Origin of the sequence: Achromobacter sp. GbtcB20, assembly GCF_019091095.1 — a bacterium.
GTDB lineage: Bacteria > Pseudomonadota > Gammaproteobacteria > Burkholderiales > Burkholderiaceae_B > Achromobacter > Achromobacter mucicolens.
The window spans coordinates 165,525-182,976 of record NZ_JAGXJZ010000005.1; the positions used below are offsets into that span (position 1 = coordinate 165,525).

Consider the following 17,452-nt stretch of genomic DNA (forward strand, 5'->3'; position numbering starts at 1 on the left):
GCGGGCTAGAGGTAGCGGCGCGCCAGTTCGCGCGCCTCGTGGGCAAAGCGGTTGCGAATGGCCTCGGGTTCCAGCACCTCGATCGACGACGCGTGGCCGTGCAGCAATTGCCACAGCATGACGGATGGGCGCACGGTGGCCGTCAGCATGAAACCGTGCTCGTCCTCTTCGATCTGCTGATCGCCCGACAGCCAGAACTCGCGCAGCGGATGGCGGCGCCGGCGGCCGTCGTCCATCATGGGCTCGGCGGCGTGCAGCCGGATCCGGGTTTCCTCGCCCGGATCGAAGTTCAAGGCTTCCTCGCGGCGCACGAAGTCCTGCAGGTCGAACGTGGGGTCCGGATCGGCCGGCTCGTCCAGCAGCCGCACCTCGGACAGCCTGTCCATGCGGAACAGGAATCGCCTGCCAGGCTGGCTCGGCCCCCACGCCACCATGTACAGCACGCCCGCGCGGTCGACCATCGCCAGCGGCGTCATCACGTAAAGGCGCTCGGCTGGCGACTTCTCGCCAAAGGGGGTGTTGCGAAATGACAGTTTGCGGTTGTAGTACAGCGCGCCGCTGACCTGGCGGTAGACCTCGGCGGACACCGTGGGCAGCACGATGGGATGCGTGCCGTCGATACGCAGGATCTTGCGCGCCCAATCATGCGCCGGTCCGATCGCGGGCTGGGAGCGATGCGTCTGCAGATATCGCCACGCGCTGTCGAAGGTGGCTTCCAGGTCGTCCAGCACGACGGCCGGCAGGTGGCGGTCGGCCACCTGCTTGAGCGCGCACATGGCCATCGCCATGTTGGCGTTCATGTTCTGGATGTGGAAATCGGTGCGCCGCAGGGTGCGGTACCAGAGCTTGCCGCGGGTGGCGCCCGCACTGCCGACGCAATCGAGCTTGAGCAGCGTGCGGCGGATCTGCTTGTCGCCCGGCGCGGGGTTCAGCAGCATCGCGAGCCGGTTGCGGATTTCCGCCATGCCCATGCCCCTCTCCATCGCTTCGGCCTCTTCATCCTCGACATACGGCAGGATGCGCAGCAGGTTATCGACAAGCGTATGGTCCAGTCCCATGGCAGATACAACAAATTAACCCGTTAAACAACGCAGGCATTCTATCTGCAAAACCGGCCAATAATAATTTGGTGCGGTAAAGATAATGCCGGCGGCGCGCCAGGATGGGGCTTCGGATTATGTCGGCTGTGCGCAAAATAAAATAGACATTCGACAAATCTGCCGCCAGCCTGTCACTCGGCGACGATGTCGCTCAAGGGCACCGGCCGGCCGAATAGCCAGCCCTGGCCGACCGCCGCGGGCTGGCGTTCAAGCAGATAGCTGGCCTGCGCTTCGGTTTCGATGCCCTCGATGATGAGGTTGATGCCCAGCTCGCGCGAGATGGCAATCACGTGGTCCACGATCAGGGTGCCCGCTTCCTCCTCGCCGATGGCGGTGGTGAAGCTGCGGTCCAGCTTGATCGCGTCGGCCTGCAGTTCGGCCAGGTAGTTCAGGTTCGAATGGCCCGTGCCGAAATCGTCGATGAATACCTTGAAGCCCTTGCCGCGCAATGCCTTGACCATCGCCAGCACGTGGCCGTCGGACAACGGCGTGCCCTCGGTAATCTCCAGCGCCACATTGGCGGGCATCAGGCCGCGCTCGCTGACCGCGTCCATCAGGAAGTTCCGGTAGCCCGCGTCCTTCAGGTCGGCCGCCGACACGTTGATGCTGACGTAGAGCGCCGGGTTCTCCCGAAGGCGTTCGTGCAGATCGCGCAGCGCCTGCGACGTCACCAGCCGCGACAGCGCGCGGCCCAGTCCCATCGCCTCGGCCAGCGGCACGAACAGGATCGGCGAGACGTCGCGGCCGCGGGCGCGCCAACGGGCAAGCGCCTCGAAGCCGGCCAGTTGCCGCGTGGCGAGCTGGCGCAGCGGCTGGTAGTGGACCTGGATGTCGCCGGCCAGGATGGCCTTGCGCAGTTCGGTCCGGGCGCTGCCCGCGTGCAGGCGCCACATGACGCAAAGGCCGGCCAGGAAGGCAAGCGCCAGGGCGCCGACGACCGACATCACCATCGCGGGAAGCTGGAACCAGGCGTCGGACCGCAGCCGGGACACGACGCAGATGTCCGGGCCGCCATCCGGCGCGCACAGCCAGGCGCGGCGCTCGGGCGCGAAGCCGAGACCGTCGCCGGCATCCCCATCGGCGGGCACGTCCAGATCGTGCGCGCGGCCGAAGCGCCGGTACACGTGGCTGCCGTCACGCGTCACGATTTTGGCGTCGATGCCCGAGCCCGGTTCGGGAAAACCGTCGAACGCGCCCGGCGCCGTGAACACAATGACGTCGCGCAGTGAAGCCATGTCGCCGATGATGCGGCGGTCGACGATATTGGCCGCGCCCACCCAGAGCTGCAGTCCGCTGGACACCGTGAACGCCGGCGGCGGCAGGGCCAGCGGCTCGGGCAGCTTGCCCCAGGCGGCCGAGCAACGCAGCATGCCGCCCAGCGTGCGGCCGATGTCGCGGATGTAGGTGGAATTAAAGAGCAGCACGCGCAGGGTCGCCACGTCCGACTCCGAACACAGGGCGCCGCCCTGCGTGGCCGCGGCCATGAGGCGGTGGCCCTCCTGCGCCACGCGCAGGGCGTGCGCCAGCAGCCGGGCGTTATGCCCGGCAAGCCTGTCGTCGGCCTGATTCAGCTCGATCTGGCGTCCAGCCAGCACCCCCGCGAGGAATCCAAGCGCCGACAACAACAACACGAAAGCCGCAATTCTGGGACGTGACATGGGGACCGGTGACACATGGGCGGCGCGTGGTAAGTCATTCTGCGCGTAAGGCAATGTAACCGAAGAATCACATCCTTAAACGGGAAATTCACCCCTGCAGACCCGTCAATTGTGGCTTTCGAAACGGGGCCCCGCCCCACACGCCGCCCTCGCCAGAATCCCGGCCTGCGTGGCTTGGCGGCCCCTACTACGGGGAAACCCGATATCAGAATTTGCGCGACGCCCATGATCCCGCGTTATGCACAGGTACGGACCCGCCCGGGGCCATGCCGAAATTTTCCAGGCAGATCAACGGGTTGCATCGGCGCCCGCGGCCGGCTGCGCGCGCCCCGCGCGCGCTCGGGCGCGGTATCGGATCGGCTCGGACCCGGGCATGCTTGCCGCCTTCGGCCTTTCTTCTGGAGATTTCTGTGACCCCCTCTTCCCCGTCCCGCAAAATGGGCCTGGCCGTCGCTCAGATGGGCGCCGTCAATCTTGCCGATTCCCGCGCGGCGGTCGTGCGCCGTCTCGTCGAGATGATGCGCGAAGCTGCCGCCCGCCAGGCGGAATTCGTCGTGTTTCCCGAGCTGGCGCTGACGACGTTCTTTCCCCGCTACTGGATGGACGACGCCGAGGCGGTGGAGCGCTACTTCGAGAAGAGCATGCCCAACGCCGACGTGCAGCCGCTGTTCGACACGGCGCGCGAGCTGGGCATCGGCTTTTACCTGGGCTATGCCGAACTGACGCCGCAAGGCCGCCAGTTCAACACCGCGATCCTCGTGGACCGCAGCGCCAAAATCATCGGCAAGTACCGCAAGATCCACCTGCCGGGCCACTCGGACCACAAACCCGACGCCCCCTTCCAGCATCTGGAAAAGAAGTTCTTCGAAGTCGGCGACCTGGGCTTTGGCGTTTGGGAAACCAACGACGTGAAGATCGGCATGTGCCTGTGCAATGACCGGCGCTGGCCCGAGACCTACCGCGTCATGTCGCTGCAAAGCGCCGAGCTGATCGTGCTGGGCTACAACACGCCGTCGTTGAACATTCACTGGAACGAGCCCGCGCACCTGCGCACCACCACGCACGAGATCGTGCTGCAGGCCAGCGCCTACCAGAACGCGGTGTGGATCGGCGCGGCCGCCAAGTGCGGCTTCGAAGACGGTCATCACATGATCGGCAGCTCGATGATCGTGGCGCCGTCCGGCGAGATCGTGGCCCGCGCAAGCGGCGAGGAAGACGAGGTGATCACCGCCCGCATCGACCTCGCGCTGGGCCAGACGTTCCGCGACCACGTCTTCAATTTCGCCAAGCATCGCAGCCCGCATCACTACAAGCTCATCGTCGAGCGCACCGGCGCGGGCGACCCGCTGCCGCGGCCCGACGCCGACTGAGGCCGAGAGCGGCTTGCCCTACCCGAGATTGCCCGCGCCACCGCGGGCAATTTCTTTTGGGTGCCGCCGCCTTCGCGCTGCTAGACTGCCCGGTGGCCCCTTGATTGACCAACCATGCAGGCAACGATCCGATGCGCTTAATCGACACCGAGCAGACCCGCAACGCCCTGTCCTTCGACACCGTCATTCCCGCCCTGCGGGACGCCTTCCGCGAAGGCGCCACGGTGCCCGCCCGCCACGTCCACGCCATCCAGTCCGGCAATGCGCACGGCACCTCGCTCATCATGCCCGCGTGGAGCGAACGCGGATATTTCGGCGTGAAGATCATCAACATCTTCCCTGACAACACGCATCAGGGCCTGCCGGGCCTGCACGCCACCTACAACCTGTACAGCGCCAGGACGGGCGTGCCGGTCGCGCACGTGGACGGCGACATCGTCACGGTGTACCGCACCGCCGGCGCCGCCGCGCTGGGCGCGGACTACCTTGCCCGCGCCGATGCCCGCACGCTGCTCATCGTGGGTTCCGGACGCATCGCGGGACTGGTGGCGCAGGCCATGCGCACGGTACGCCCGATCGAGCGCGTGCTGGTCTGGAACGTGCGGCCGGCGGGCGCCGAGGCGCTGGCGGCCCGCCTGCGCGGCGAGGGCTTCGATGCGCAAGCCGTGACCGACCTTCAGGCCGCCACCGGCCAGGCCGACATCGTCAGCTGCGCCACGCTGTCCACCGAACCGCTCATCCGCGGCGCGTGGCTGCGGCCCGGCACGCACCTGGACCTGATCGGCAGCTTCAAGCCCGAGATGCGTGAGACCGACCCGGCCTGCTTTGACGGCACCACGGTCTACGTGGACACCGACGAAGCGCCCACCAAGTCCGGCGACCTGCTGTCGGCGTTCGAGGCCGGCGTGCTGACGCGCGAGGGCATCGCCGGCAATCTGCACCAGCTGGCCGCGGGCGAACGTCCGGGCCGAAGCAACGATCAGGAAATCACGGTGTTCAAGGCGGTGGGCAGCGCGCTGGAAGACCTGACGCTGGCGACGCTGGTGTACGAATCCGTGAAGGACTGAAAGCCGGGCCCGGCGAAGCGCAGCTGCGCCAGACGGCCATCGGTTTCAACTACATCGACATCTACCAGCGCGCGGGCAAGTATCCGCTGCCCACGCCCACGGGGCTGGGCCATGAAGCGGCCGGCGTGATCGAGGCGGTGGGCGAAGGCGTGACGGACCTGCGCGTGGGCGACCATGTGGTCTACATGAACGCCGTCACCGGCGCCATCGTCATCACGCCCTGACCGGCAGGCGCGACGGCCGGCGTCAGTGTCCGGCCAGCTCCATCGGCAGATGCTCGCGCATGATCTCGATGAAACGCCGCAGCCGCGCCGGCTGAAAGCGCGACGGCGCATAGACCAGAAAAACGGGCAGGGCGTCGGCGCGCCATTGCGGCGCCAGGTGCACGAGACGGCCGGCAGCCAGATCGTCCTGCATGGCCCACGCGGATCCCAACGCCACGCCCAGCCCCTGGATGGCCGAATTACGCAGCGCGTGCAGGCCGTCGGTGGACAGGCGCGGCTGGATATCGAAGCTTTGCCTGTCGCCGCTGCCGCAATGCGTCAGGGTCACCTCGGTGCGATAGAAGGTGCGCAGCGCCAGCCACGGCAGTCGCGCCAGTTCCGGCGGATCCTGCGGCACGGGCCCGCCGGCAAGCAGGTCCGGCGAGGCCACGACGATGCGCGGCACCTCGCCCAGCTTCACGGCGATCACCGACGGATCCGTCACGGCCCCGACCCGGATCGCGCAATCGACGTTTTCGGCGATAAGGTCCGGCATGCGGTCGTGCAGCAGCCATTCCACCCGCATGTTCGGATAGCGCTTCAGGTACTTGGCCAGCGGTTCGATGAACTGGTCCTGGCCGAACACGTGCGGCGCCACCACGCGCAGCATGCCGGCGGGCTCGTCGCCCGCGCCGCGCACCTCGCTTTCGAATGATTGAAAGGTGGCGAGCAGCTCCTTGCCGCGTTCATAGCAGCGCTGCCCGTCTTCGGTCAGGCGGATGGCGTGGGTGGAGCGCTTGAGCAGCCGCACGCCCATCGTGCGTTCCAGCAATTGCAGACGGCGGCTGACGGTGGGTTGCGTGCCGCCCATCTGGGCGGCGGCCGCCGACAAGCTGCCGGCCTCGACGATGCGCACGAAGGTTTCGATGAGCAGCATGCGGTCGGTGCCGGCGGCAACGGGGAGAGCGGGGGTGGTCATACGCCTATCGTATAACGGATGTACCCGAAGGTCGGCTACCAAAACCAGGGGTGAAAGCCCAGAATTTGCCCCGTACCAATGCCACCGGACACGACCATGTCATCCCCCATTTCCCACCCCTCCCTATCGCGCGGCCTGGTTTTCCTGCTGGCCGTGGGCGCCGGCCTGGGCGTCGCTTCCCTTTACTACAGCCAGCCGATGCTCGGCGTGCTGGGCGCGGACATCCACGCCAGCGCCGAGACGCTGGGCTGGATTCCGACGCTGACGCAGCTGGGCTACGCGTTCGGCATCCTGATGCTGGCGCCTTTGGGCGACCGGTATGACCGCAAGCGCATCATCCTGGTCAAGGCCGCCGTGCTGAGCCTGGCGCTGCTTCTGGCCGGCGCGTCGCCCACGATCGGACTGCTGCTGGCCGCCAGCTTCGCCATCGGCCTGTCGGCCACGCTGGCCCAGGACATCGTGCCGGCCGCCGCCCACCTGGCGCCGGCCGAGCAGCGCGGCAAGATCGTCGGCACCGTCATGACGGGCCTCTTGCTGGGCATCCTGCTGTCGCGGGTGGTCAGCGGCTTCGTGGCCGAACAGTTCGGCTGGCGCATGATGTTCGCGGCCGCCGCCGTCAGCATCGTTGCGCTGGGCGCAGCCCTGTGGCGCGGCCTGCCGCGTTTCGAACCGTCGACGCGGCTGGCCTACAGCGCGTTGCTGGGCTCGCTGCTGACGCTGTGGCGCCAGCATCCCGGCCTGCGCCGCGCCGCAACCGCGCAGGGCCTCTTGTCGCTGGGGTTCAGCGCCTTCTGGTCGACGCTGGCCGTGATGCTGCATGACGCGCCGTTCCACCTGGGCGCGGGCGCCGCGGGCGCGTTCGGCCTGGCTGGCGCCGCGGGCGCCCTGGCCGCGCCGCTGGCGGGCCGCGTGGCCGACACGCGGGGCCCGCTGGCCGTGGCCAGCCTGGGCGCCGGCCTGACGATGGTGTCGTTTGCCGCCATGATCTTCCTGCCCTTCCTGCCCCCGCACGCCGCGCTGTGGCTGATCGGCGGCGCCGCCGTCGGCTTCGACCTGGGCATCCAGACCTCGCTGATCGCGCATCAGAGCATCGTCTACGGCATCGACCCGGCCGCCCGCAGCCGCCTGAACGCCATCCTGATGACGGGCGTCTTCATCGGCATGGCCGCCGGTGGCGCACTGGGCAGCCTGGCGCTGGCCCACTGGGGCTGGACCGGCGTGACGCTGACCGCCGCCGGCGCCGCAGCCGCCGCCCTGGCCCTGCGCTTGTGGCCCGCCAATAACCGCAACGGCGAGGCCAGCCGCTACGCGGCGTGAGGATCCCGGGCTGGCGCCGCTTCGCGGTGCTTAACCTGGCGTATTGATCTGGTCGGCCGAGATGATCTCGGCCACCAGCACCTGCCCCGGGCCGTCCAGGAAATACTCTTCCTTGGCCGGCTCGCGCAGCTTCATGTAGGCGTCCTCGCCGATCTGCATGGTGTGGCCGGCGGCCAGTTCGGCGCCGCTTTCCAGCATGTAGCTCATGATGTTGTTGAACGTCGTCGAGTAGACCTCGCCTTCGTCGTGCCCTGCCGCCAGCGCGGCGAAGTCCGGCAGGCCGAAGGCATCGCCGCCATACGTGCGCATCCATACGCCCTGCACGCCTTCGACTTCATACTTCACGAAACCGCAATACAGCATGTTCAGCGGCAGCGTGCGCAAGAGGTCCATGCTTTCCTCGCCCAGCGACTCGGCGGCGAACACGCCGGCTGGAAGCGACGTGTGCGCATGCTCGTTCAGGACCGCCAGCGCCTTGAAACCGGTCAATGCGCCGGCCACCGCCGCCAGCGCCACGTACTGCTCCAAGGGATCGGTTTCGAATCCCGCGTAGTACAGGATGATGTGGCTGGCGTGGGCGCGGACCTCGTCCTTCATCGCGGCGGGATAGTGCGATGGCGCGACGCAGGTCTCGAGCGCATCCTTGGGATAGGGCGCATTGAAGCCCACCAGCCGCACGACGTGCTTGTCCCAGCCGGCCATGCCCAGGAATTCCGGCATGTCGGGCGCGATTTCCGCGCGCGCCTTGGCCATCGTCGGATGGTAGGCGCGCAGCGCATCGGCCAGCGCCGCCTCGGTGATCGCGAGCGGTTCGGCGAACAGGACCTGCAGGCTCAACGGCTGCGCAATGTCCGGGTTGGCCAACAGGGCGGCGGAATCGGCGGATTCCTCGTTGCGGCCGAAGAAGCGGGAGAAGATGCTCATACGTATCCAGGGTTCAACACAAAACGGGGACAGTATAAGGACGCGCCCCGCGCGCCTGCCGCCGGGGTCGCCATTGGATACATCTTCGTTGGTCCGCTATTCCTCGAAGCCGCGCGTACCCACCGTTTCGACCACGAAGTCGATGAAGGACTTGATGCGCGAGGAGATCGCCGTGTTCCGGTAGTACACCGCGTTGATCGGCTGCCGGACTTCAAGCAGCTGCTTCACGAAGAGCGGCTGCAGCGCGCCGCTTTTGCGGTCCGCGCGCGTCATGAAGTCGGACAGGCACACGATGCCGCCGTCGTTCAGCGCCAGCTGGCGCAGCGTCTCGCCGCTATAGGCGCGCACCTGCGGCTTGACGTGCACCGGCTGCCCGTCGGCATCGAGCAGCGGCCATTCGTTCAGCGCTTCCAGTTGCGCAAAGCCCAGCAACACGTGCGAGGCCAAGTCCGCCGCGCGGCGGGGCGTGCCGTGCCGCGCCAGATAACCCGGACTGGCCAGCACGCGCACCCGGCTCGTGCCCAAGGCCACCGCGTGCAGCGACGAGTCCTTCAATCGCCCGATCCGGAACGCCAGGTCGGTGCGCCGCTCCAGGAGGTCGATATTGCCTTCGTTGCTGGTCAGTTCCAGTTCCACCTGCGGATAGCGCGTGCGATAGGCCGGCGCCAGCGGCGCGATGACATGCAGCATGAAGGGCGAGGCCGCATCCACGCGCAAGAGGCCCGCGGGCTGGTTGCGCCGCAGGTTCATCAGCTCTTCGGCCTCCTCGACCGACGCAATGATGCGGCGCGCCTGCTCCAGGTAGGCCTTGCCTTCTTCGGTCAGCGCCAGACGCCGGGTCGTGCGCCGCATCAGCGTGGTCTGCAGCTTTTCTTCAAGCCGGCTCATGGTGCGGCTGGTGGCGGAAACGGTCTGGCCCAGCACCTCGGCGGCAGCGGTGATCGAGCCGCTGTCCACGATGGCGATGAAGACCTGCATTTCGTCGAGGGTGGTTTTCATAGTTGACGTTTTATCAAAAGTCTTTCGCCGATACCGGTATTTTTTTGCAAGGGTACGGCAGGCACACTACCGCCATCCCCGGACCTCGCCGGTCCGGCCCCAGTACATCCCCCAGGAGTTTTCCATGCCCATCCCCGCCTTTGGCGTCGGCACCTTCCGCCTGCAAGGCCAGACCGTCATCGATTCCGTGCGCAACGCGCTGGACGTCGGCTACCGCGCGATCGACACGGCGCAGATCTACGAGAACGAGGCCGACGTCGGCCAGGCCATCGCGGAATCGAACGTGGCCCGCGCGGACCTCTACATCACCACCAAGATCTGGGTGCCCAACTACGCCAAGGACAAGCTGGTCCCCAGCCTGAAGGACAGCCTGGCCAAGCTGCGGACCGACTATGTGGACCTGACGCTGATCCATTGGCCCGCGCCGGACAACGGTGTGTCCGTCGACGAATTCATGACGGCGCTGGCCGAGGCCAAGGCGCAGGGCCTGACGCGCCAGATCGGGATTTCCAACTTTCCCATCGCCGAGACGCGGGCCGCCATCGCCGCCGTGGGCCGCGACCAGATCGCCACCAACCAGATCGAGCTCAGCCCCTACCTGCAGAATCGCAAGCTCACCGCGTTCCTGAAGGAAGCGGACATCCCGGTGACCTCGTACATGACGCTGGCCTACGGCAAGGTGCTCAAGGATCCGGTCATCGGCAAGATCGCGCAGCGCCACGCGGCCACGCCCGCGCAGGTCGCGCTGGCCTGGGCCTTGCAACTGGGTTATGCCGTGATCCCGTCCTCCACCAAGCGCGAAAACCTGGCCAGCAACCTGCTCGCCCAGGACCTGCGCCTGACGGACGAAGACATGGCGCAGATCGCCGCGCTGGAGCGCAACGGCCGCGAGGTCAGCCCGGACGGTCTGGCGGCGGACTGGGACTGAACCATCAGCACCGGCAAAGGCGCATGCAGCGCGCGCCATGCGCCGGCGTCACGACAGCGCCTTCTGGCGCGGCTGCTGCTTGGTGTCCCGCATGATCGCCACGAAAGCATCCACCGCGGGATTGCGGTGATCCGGGTGGCGCGCGGCAGCCAGTTCGGCGCGGAACGCGCCGCGCCCTCGGATGCCGACGTAGGCAAGGATGTCCATGCGCATCCGCGCCAGCGACGCCGGCACCACGGCCGCGCCAAATCCCGCTTCCACCAGCGTCAGGATCGTCGGAATCATGCTTTCCTGCACGATGTTCGCGGGCTTGCCGGCGGCTTCGATCATCTGCCGCAGCACCTGGCTGAAGTAACGCGACCGGTCGCGCGCATACCCCACGATCGGCAGATCCAGCACCTGCTCCATGGTCACCCAGCGTTTCGCCGCTAGCGGATGGCCGCGGCGCAGCGCCAGCACCATGGGCTCGGAGTACAGGGGCACGGGCGACAGGTCCGCATCCGCAAAAGGCGGACGCAAGAGAGCCAGGTCCAGCCGCCGCTGATGCAGCGCCTCGGGCATCTCGCTCGAATTCATTTCCTGCAGATCCAGCACCACACCCGGATAGCGCTGGCGGAACACGAACAGCGCCTGCGGCACGTTCGAATAGGCGGCGCTGGGCGTGAGACCAATCGTGAGCTGTCCGGCTTCGCCGCTGGCCGCCTGCCGCACGTGCCGCACCGTGGCGTCGTGTTCGGCGGCCATCTGCCGAACGCGGCGCTGCAGCTCGGCGCCGGCCGCCGTTAGTTTGACCGTGCGCGTGGTGCGTTCCAGAAGCTGCACGCCCAATTCCTCTTCAAGCTTGCGCACGCTTTGGCTCAGCGGAGGCTGGCTCAGATGCAGACGCTGCGCCGCGCGGCCGAAATGCAGCTCTTCGGCCACCACGGCAAACACCTGAAGCAGACGGCTGTCGATCAGCATTTATTTTCCTGGCGAATCAATAGCGGGAGAATAAGGTATTAGACATCCTAATGGCAGCTTCCTACCATGCAGGCACAATCCACGGGCCCATACTGCGGCCCTCATGACAAGGGAAATGCCATGCCTGCTGCGTCCTTCACCCTCAAGCTTCTGGCCGGCGCCTTCGCGGCCGGTCTCTGCCTCGCCTCGCCCGGCGCGCTGGCGCAAGCCGCCTATCCGGCGCAGGCAATCAAGTTCATCGTGCCGTACGCGGCCGGCGGCAGTTCCGACACGCGCTCGCGCCAGTTGGCGCAGAAGCTCAGCGATTCGCTGGGCGTGCCCGTCGTGGTCGACAACAAGCCCGGCGCCAGCGGCAACATCGGCACCGCGCAGATCGCGTCGGCCAAGCCGGACGGCTACACGATCGGCCTGGGCAACTTCGCGCCCATGTCAGTGAACAAAGCGCTCTACACGATGCCTTTCGATCCGGCCAAGGACATCGCGCCCGTGGCCCTGATCGAGCGGGGCCCGATGGCGCTGGGCGTCAGCAGCAAATCGCCTTATGCCGACCCCGCCGCGCTCATCCGCGATGCCAAGGCCAATCCGGAAAAGCTCAACTACGCCTCCACCGGCGCGGGCAGCGCCTCGCACTTGAGCACGGAACTGTTCAAGGAGCAGGCGGGCGCCAACGCGACCCACGTGCCGTACCGCGGCGGCGCGCCGGCCGTGAACGACCTGATCGCCGGTAACGTGGATTTCTACATCGAACTGCCCAGCCTGTTCCTGCCGCACGCGGCGGGCGCCGACGCCCGCATCAGGATGCTGGCCGTCGCCGCGGACAAGCGCGCCCCCGGCCTGCCGGACGTTCCCACCTTCAAGGAACTGGGAATGCCGGACATGGTGGTCTCGAACTGGTTCGGCGTGATCGCGCCCGCCGGCACGCCGCCGGACGTCATCAAGACGCTGAACGAGCACATCAACCGCGCCCTGCAGGACAAGCAGTACCGCGCCGTGGTGGAGTCGCAGGGTGGCGAGGTTGCCGGCGGCACGCCGGAGCAGTTCCGCGACTTCATTGCCAGCGAAAACGCGCGGTGGACGCAGTTGATCCAGCAAAAGCAGATCAAGGTTCAATGATGCAGGCAGCGCACGAAGCCCTTGCGCGCAGCAAGGCGGGGGATGCGCAGGTCCAGGCCTGGGTCTGCCTGGCCGACGAGGCCTCGGTCGCCGCGCCAGCCTGCCAGGGTCCGCTGGCCGGCGCTGCCTTCGGGGTCAAGGATGTGATCGACGTCGCCGGCCTGCCGACGCGCTCGGGCTCCGCTGCGGAATCGGCGGAACCGGCGCGGCGCGACGCAAGCTGCGTCTCGCAGTTGCGCGATGCCGGCGGGGTGCCCATCGGCAAGACGGTCACCGCCGAATACGCCTACGTCACGCCGGGCCCGACCCGCAATCCGCGCCACCTGGCGCATACCCCGGGCGGCTCATCAAGCGGCTCGGCGGCGGCCGTCGCGGCGGGCATGGTCGACCTGGCGCTGGGCACGCAAACGGGCGGGTCCATGATCCGTCCCGCCGCGTTCTGCGGCGTGGTGGGGTTCAAGCCAACCTTCGGGAGGGTGCATCGGCAGGGCATGCACGTGCTATGCGATTCGCTGGACACCATCGGCTGGTTTACGCGCGACGTGAAACAGTCGCAAGCGGTGGCGTCCGTGCTGCTTCCCGGGTTGGCCGCGCATCGCCCGGACCGCCCGCCACGTGTTGCGTTGCTGACCTGCAGCGCGATCGGCGACCTGAGCGGCGCCGCGCGGCGAGCGCTAAACGACTGCGCGGCCACGCTGCGCGAGCACGGCGCCCATATCGACGCGCCGGACGTTGACGCGGACCTGCAGGCGCTCCTGGATATCCACGCGCAAACCATGCTCGCTGAACTGGCGCGCGGCCTGCTGCCGGTGGTTCGCGGGCCGCACGGCCATCTGCTGTCGCCGGCGCTGCGCACGGCGATAGACCGGGGATTGGCCATTACCCATGCCGAGTACGCAGCGCTGCAGCGACGCCGCGCGCGGCTGGGCGGCGAGTGGCTCGAGCGCTTTGGCGCCGTGGACTTCATCGTCACCCCCAGCGCCCCGTCCGAGGCGCCCGAAGGCACGCGATCGACAGGCTCGTCGCTGTTCAACCGCGTATGGTCGCTGTTGGGCTGGCCGGCGTTGCACCTGCCCACCGCGCATGCGGACAACGGTTTGCCGGTGGGCGTGCAGTGGGTGGCGCGAACCGACGAGGATCAGGCCCTGCTTGGCTGGGCCCGGAAACTGCACCCGCTCGTGCAGCGCGCTTGATCGCGCAGGCGTCGAAAAAAAAATCGCCCGCGCGCCGAAACTGGCGCGCGGGCGTAAGCCGTCATCCGGCGGGTTTACTGTGCTTCGTAACGCGGCGAGCGCGGTCCGTACAGGATGCCGCCGGGGGTGCCGGCGCTGAGCAGCAGGTTGTTCGTCATGCCGGCCACGCTGTAGCTGCGGTCCGTCAGATTGTTGATCACCTGATCCACCACGGCCTGCACCAGCATGCCGATCAGGCCGCCGTTGCTGTTGTTGTTGGCGTGCACCACCTGCTTCGTGCCGCTCCACAGCTTGGCGCCGTTGCGCAGGTCGAGCAGTTCCGCGTCGATCGAGACCGTGACCGTGCTGGACAGGACCGCGTAGCTGGACCCGTACTGCTTGACGGTCATGTACAGCGCCGCATCGGCGCCGAAGATCTCGCGCAGCTTGATGGCCGGCAGTTCATGGATGTCGTCGGGCGAGGTCAGGCCATTCTGTTTGAACGTCTCTTCCATGACGCCGACCGGAATCACGTAATAGCCGGATTCAGCGAGCGGGCGCGTGGCCTGCGAGAGCACGGCCGAGGTGGCCGCCACATCCACCGACGTGTTCAGCGGCGGCAACACCAGGATCGACGCCGGCTTGCTTTCGCGAAACGCGGTGTAGTCGACATGCTTCTGCGGCGGCGCCACGCAACCCGTCAACAGCGCCGCGAGGGCCACGAGGCCGGCGCGCATGAGTGTGTGCATCATCACGATCCTTTCTTCAACGTGCCAGCTTCGGCGGGCGCGGCGGGGCTGGCGGCGGCGGGGCTGCCGGTAGTGGGCGACCCGGCGGCGGGCGATCCCGCGGCGGGCGCCCCCGCTGGCAAGCCTTCGCCCGTTGCGGCGACGGTCTGCGGCTTGCCCGCGTTGCGCAGCAGGAAGTCCATGAACGGCGCGGCTTCCGGGAAGGCGGCCTTCTCGCCCTGCATTTGCTCGACGCCCTTGTCGCCTTCGCCCATCTTCAGGTAGAGCATGCCCAGATGCGCGCGAAAGCCGGGCGGCAGCTCGGCGTTGGCCGCGCGCGCCGTCTCGATGTTCTTCTCCATGGCGAGCGTCTGCGTCGCGTAATCGCCGCCGTCGTCCTTCAGGTACGCGTAGACCGAGCCCTCGTAGGACTGCCAGCTATACATGGACTTGGGCTGCTGCACGCAGGCCGACAGCACGCCGGCCAGGCCCACGATGGCCAGTGCGCGGACGACGCGCGCGCAGGTGGCGCCGCCGCGGGGATTGAAATGGTTTGCCATGCGCGCCTCTCTTAGTTGCGTGCGGGCTGCCAGGCGCCCTGCTCGATGCCGTCGACCAGACGGTCCACGGCTTCACGGATGGCCAGGTCCAGCACCTTGCCGTTCAGGGTGGAGTCGTAGCCGGCGGTGCCGCCAAAACCGACGACTTCGCGGTTGGACAGGCTGTATTCGCCGGCGCCCGAGGCGGAATAGACCACTTCAGAGGTCGTCGCATCCACCACGTTCAGGTCGACCTTGGCGTAAGCCACCTGCTCCTTGCCGCGCCCCAGGATGCCGAACAGTTGCTGGTCGCCGGTGACCTTGCGGCCGAAGGCCGTCACATCGCCCGTGACGACGTAGCGCGCGCCCTTGATCTGCGCGGCCTTCTTGTTGAACGCGGCTTCCTGGGCGATTTCGGACAGGTTGTCGCGGTCCATCACCTGGAATCGGCCGCTGCGCTGCAGGTGGCTGACCAGGATCGTCTTGGCTTGGCCGCCCAGCCGGTCCACGCCATCCGAGAACACGCCGCGCAGGTAGTTGGTGCGGTTGTCGAACTTGCCGACCGAAATGGGGCTGCGCACGCCCGCGTAGGGCTTGCTGGCGGCGGCGACGGCCGGCACGGCCAAGGCTTGCGAACGCTCGGTCGCGCAGCCGGCCATCACACCCGACAACAGCGCCAGCGCACCGATCTTCATCGCCTTGTTCAACATCGTTCTCTGGTAAAGCGCCACTTCTTCACTCCCGTTACGCCTGGGTCATCGAGGACGCGACGGTAGCAATGCCTCGAATCGGTTGAAATCGGACTGGGACGACATGCTCCGCGTTGCTCTGCGTGTCGCCCGTCCATTGAATGGAACGGGAAGTATAAGTACTGAATCACTTGGATACTATTTGAAATAAAGCCGAAGTTTGGGCGGTATTTGACGGCAAGCAAGAGAATTCGGGATTAATGCCTAACCAATAGGTATGGGTTTCCGGCTGGTAATGGCCGCTTTGAAAGGAACGGCCCCTACACTGCCTCATCGCAATGCGCGCCTCGATGCGTCGGCGCGCCAAACGACAGGAGCCCATCCTGATATGAACGACCTGAAGCCCGATGATCCGTCCTGGCTGCGCCCGCGTTTTCTGCTCGCGGTGATCCTGACCGGCCTGTTCGCGGGGCTGGGCGGCATGTTGCTCGGCATGCTGCTCCATGCCGTGCAGCATCTGATATATGGCTACTCCGAGGGCCAGATCGTCAACCACGAGACCTTCCTGGAAGGCGTGCAAGCCGCCAGCGGCCAGCGCCGCGTGATGGCGCTGGTGCTGTGCGGCGTGGCGGCCGGTGGCGGATGGTGGCTGATCCAACGCTATGGCCGTCCTCTGGTCAGCGTGAAGGCGGCAGTGTCCGACGCCACGCGCGGGATGCCTGCGCTGACGACGATGGCGCATGCCATCCTGCAGATCGTGACGGTGGGGCTGGGCTCGCCGCTGGGGCGCGAGGTGGCGCCGCGCGAAGTCGGCGCGTTGGCAGGCGGCCGATTGGCCGCGCTGCTGCGCCTGCCGCCCGCGCAGCACAGTCTCGTCATTGCCTGCGGCGCGGGCGCGGGGCTGGCCGCCGTGTACAACGTGCCGCTCGGCGCGACGCTCTTTGTCCTGGAGGTGCTGGTGGGGTCGTTCGCCTGGCCCGCCGTGGCCGCGGCGCTGGCGGCTTGCTGCATCGGCGCGGTGGTGGCCTGGGCGGGCTTGGGCAACGTGATCCAGTACGCCGTTCCCCCCATGCAGATCAGTTCCAGCCTGGTCGTCTGGGCCATCGTCGCCGGGCCTGTCTTCGGCGGCGCGGCCCACGTCTGGCAGCGGCTGACCGACGCCGCGCGCCGCAATGCGGCACGGGGCTGGCGGCTGCCCGTGGCGTGCCTCATCAATTTCACCCTGCTCGGGCTGCTTGCGATCTACCTGCCCGCGCTGCTGGGCAATGGCAAGGGCCCGGCGCAACTGAGCTTTGACAATGACCTGACCCTCGCCCTGGCGGCCACGCTGGCGGTGATGAAAGTGGCCGTCGTCGTCTTCACGCTGCGTGCCGGCGCGGCGGGCGGTCTGCTCACCCCGGCCGTTGCCGTGGGCGCGTCGATGGCGGTCGTGCTGGGCGGCCTGTGGAGCATGGCCTGGCCCGACTCGCCGCCCGGCGCGTTTGCCGTCGTGGGCGCCGCCGCCTTTCTGGCCGCGTCGATGCGCATGCCGCTCACCGCGGTGGTGCTGATCCTGGAGTTCACCCGGGTCGACCAGGCCTTTCTCGTTCCCGTCATCGTCGCCGTGGCCGGCTCGGTGCTGGCAAGCCGTTACTGCGACGTTCGCGGCGCGCGGCTTGCTCCCGCCCCCGACGCCGCCGCGCGCAACGCACCCTGAGTTCCGGAGA

At 67.5% G+C, this 17,452-nt stretch carries 16 protein-coding genes and 1 pseudogene; 8 read left to right on the forward strand and 9 right to left on the reverse strand.

Translation table 11 applies throughout. From position 1 onward, the window contains the following. Positions 1-5: 5 nt before the first annotated feature. Together KVT32_RS09845 and KVT32_RS09850 are read right to left on the reverse strand one after the other, a co-directional pair. Positions 6-1,058, reverse strand: coding sequence for a YafY family protein (locus tag KVT32_RS09845; protein WP_152383196.1), 1,053 nt, complete (start codon positions 1,056-1,058; stop codon positions 6-8). Positions 1,059-1,231: 173 nt separating this feature from the next. After that, positions 1,232-2,758: an EAL domain-containing protein gene (locus tag KVT32_RS09850; protein WP_227741333.1), complete on the reverse strand. Its 1,527-nt coding sequence runs from the start codon at positions 2,756-2,758 to the stop codon at positions 1,232-1,234. Positions 2,759-3,195: 437 nt separating this feature from the next. Here KVT32_RS09850 and KVT32_RS09855 point away from each other — a divergent pair, with 437 nt between their 5' ends. From KVT32_RS09855 to KVT32_RS09865, 3 genes and pseudogenes are all read left to right on the forward strand, one after another. Further along, positions 3,196-4,128: an N-carbamoyl-D-amino-acid hydrolase gene (locus KVT32_RS09855; RefSeq protein ID WP_152385403.1), complete on the forward strand. Its 933-nt coding sequence runs from the start codon at positions 3,196-3,198 to the stop codon at positions 4,126-4,128. Positions 4,129-4,259: 131 nt separating this feature from the next. Beyond that, on the forward strand, positions 4,260-5,195 hold the full coding sequence (locus tag KVT32_RS09860; RefSeq protein WP_152383195.1) for an ornithine cyclodeaminase family protein: 936 nt from the start codon (positions 4,260-4,262) through the stop codon (positions 5,193-5,195). After that, positions 5,180-5,401, forward strand: a pseudogene (locus KVT32_RS09865) (alcohol dehydrogenase catalytic domain-containing protein); the annotation flags it as partial. The gene KVT32_RS09860 and the pseudogene KVT32_RS09865, both read left to right, overlap by 16 nt. 40 nt (positions 5,402-5,441) lie before the next feature. On the opposite strand, the gene KVT32_RS09870 reads toward KVT32_RS09865, so the two are convergent. Next, positions 5,442-6,377: a LysR family transcriptional regulator gene (locus tag KVT32_RS09870; RefSeq protein ID WP_056319404.1), complete on the reverse strand. Its 936-nt coding sequence runs from the start codon at positions 6,375-6,377 to the stop codon at positions 5,442-5,444. Between the two features lie 96 nt (positions 6,378-6,473). Between KVT32_RS09870 and KVT32_RS09875 the strand changes: the two genes are divergently transcribed. Beyond that, the gene (locus KVT32_RS09875) at positions 6,474-7,694 is read left to right on the forward strand and encodes an MFS transporter (protein ID WP_152383194.1); all 1,221 of its coding nucleotides are present in this window, start codon (positions 6,474-6,476) and stop codon (positions 7,692-7,694) included. Between the two features lie 30 nt (positions 7,695-7,724). Here the strand turns inward: KVT32_RS09875 and KVT32_RS09880 are convergent, their stop codons facing one another. Next, positions 7,725-8,618, reverse strand: coding sequence for a DUF4261 domain-containing protein (locus tag KVT32_RS09880; protein ID WP_152383193.1), 894 nt, complete (start codon positions 8,616-8,618; stop codon positions 7,725-7,727). Positions 8,619-8,714: 96 nt separating this feature from the next. After that, complete coding sequence (locus KVT32_RS09885) at positions 8,715-9,617, reverse strand: LysR substrate-binding domain-containing protein (protein WP_056319409.1); 903 nt, start codon at positions 9,615-9,617, stop codon at positions 8,715-8,717. Positions 9,618-9,741: 124 nt separating this feature from the next. Between KVT32_RS09885 and dkgB the strand changes: the two genes are divergently transcribed. Then, positions 9,742-10,545, forward strand: coding sequence for a 2,5-didehydrogluconate reductase DkgB (gene dkgB / locus KVT32_RS09890; protein ID WP_152383192.1), 804 nt, complete (start codon positions 9,742-9,744; stop codon positions 10,543-10,545). 48 nt (positions 10,546-10,593) lie between these two features. On the opposite strand, the gene KVT32_RS09895 is transcribed toward dkgB, so the two are convergent. Beyond that, complete coding sequence (locus KVT32_RS09895; protein WP_180099614.1) at positions 10,594-11,505, reverse strand: LysR family transcriptional regulator; 912 nt, start codon at positions 11,503-11,505, stop codon at positions 10,594-10,596. A 120-nt stretch (positions 11,506-11,625) separates the two neighbouring features. Between KVT32_RS09895 and KVT32_RS09900 the strand changes: the two genes are divergently transcribed. Next, positions 11,626-12,618, forward strand: a complete 993-nt coding sequence (locus KVT32_RS09900) for a tripartite tricarboxylate transporter substrate binding protein (RefSeq protein ID WP_152383191.1) — start codon at positions 11,626-11,628, stop codon at positions 12,616-12,618. Then, complete coding sequence (locus KVT32_RS09905) at positions 12,615-13,811, forward strand: amidase (RefSeq protein ID WP_227741332.1); 1,197 nt, start codon at positions 12,615-12,617, stop codon at positions 13,809-13,811. Before KVT32_RS09900 ends, KVT32_RS09905 begins: the two co-directional genes overlap by 4 nt. Before the next feature lie 74 nt (positions 13,812-13,885). On the opposite strand, the gene KVT32_RS09910 is transcribed toward KVT32_RS09905, so the two are convergent. From KVT32_RS09910 to KVT32_RS09920, 3 genes are read right to left on the reverse strand one after another with little or no spacing between them, the layout of a single operon-like run. Continuing rightward, positions 13,886-14,542 (reverse strand): DUF799 domain-containing protein, encoded by a 657-nt coding sequence (locus tag KVT32_RS09910; RefSeq protein WP_056319418.1) that lies wholly within the window; start codon positions 14,540-14,542, stop codon positions 13,886-13,888. Further along, positions 14,542-15,078 (reverse strand): DUF4810 domain-containing protein, encoded by a 537-nt coding sequence (locus KVT32_RS09915; protein WP_056319421.1) that lies wholly within the window; start codon positions 15,076-15,078, stop codon positions 14,542-14,544. Before KVT32_RS09915 ends, KVT32_RS09910 begins: the two co-directional genes overlap by 1 nt. Before the next feature lie 11 nt (positions 15,079-15,089). Beyond that, positions 15,090-15,767 carry a CsgG/HfaB family protein gene (locus KVT32_RS09920; RefSeq protein WP_142051699.1) on the reverse strand — a complete coding sequence of 226 codons (678 nt, stop codon included), beginning with the start codon at positions 15,765-15,767 and terminating at the stop codon, positions 15,090-15,092. 367 nt (positions 15,768-16,134) lie between these two features. On the opposite strand from KVT32_RS09920, the gene KVT32_RS09925 reads away from it, so the two are divergent. After that, a complete protein-coding gene (locus KVT32_RS09925) occupies positions 16,135-17,442 on the forward strand; it encodes a chloride channel protein (RefSeq protein WP_152383190.1) in 1,308 nt (435 codons plus the stop codon). Positions 17,443-17,452 lie beyond the last annotated feature (10 nt).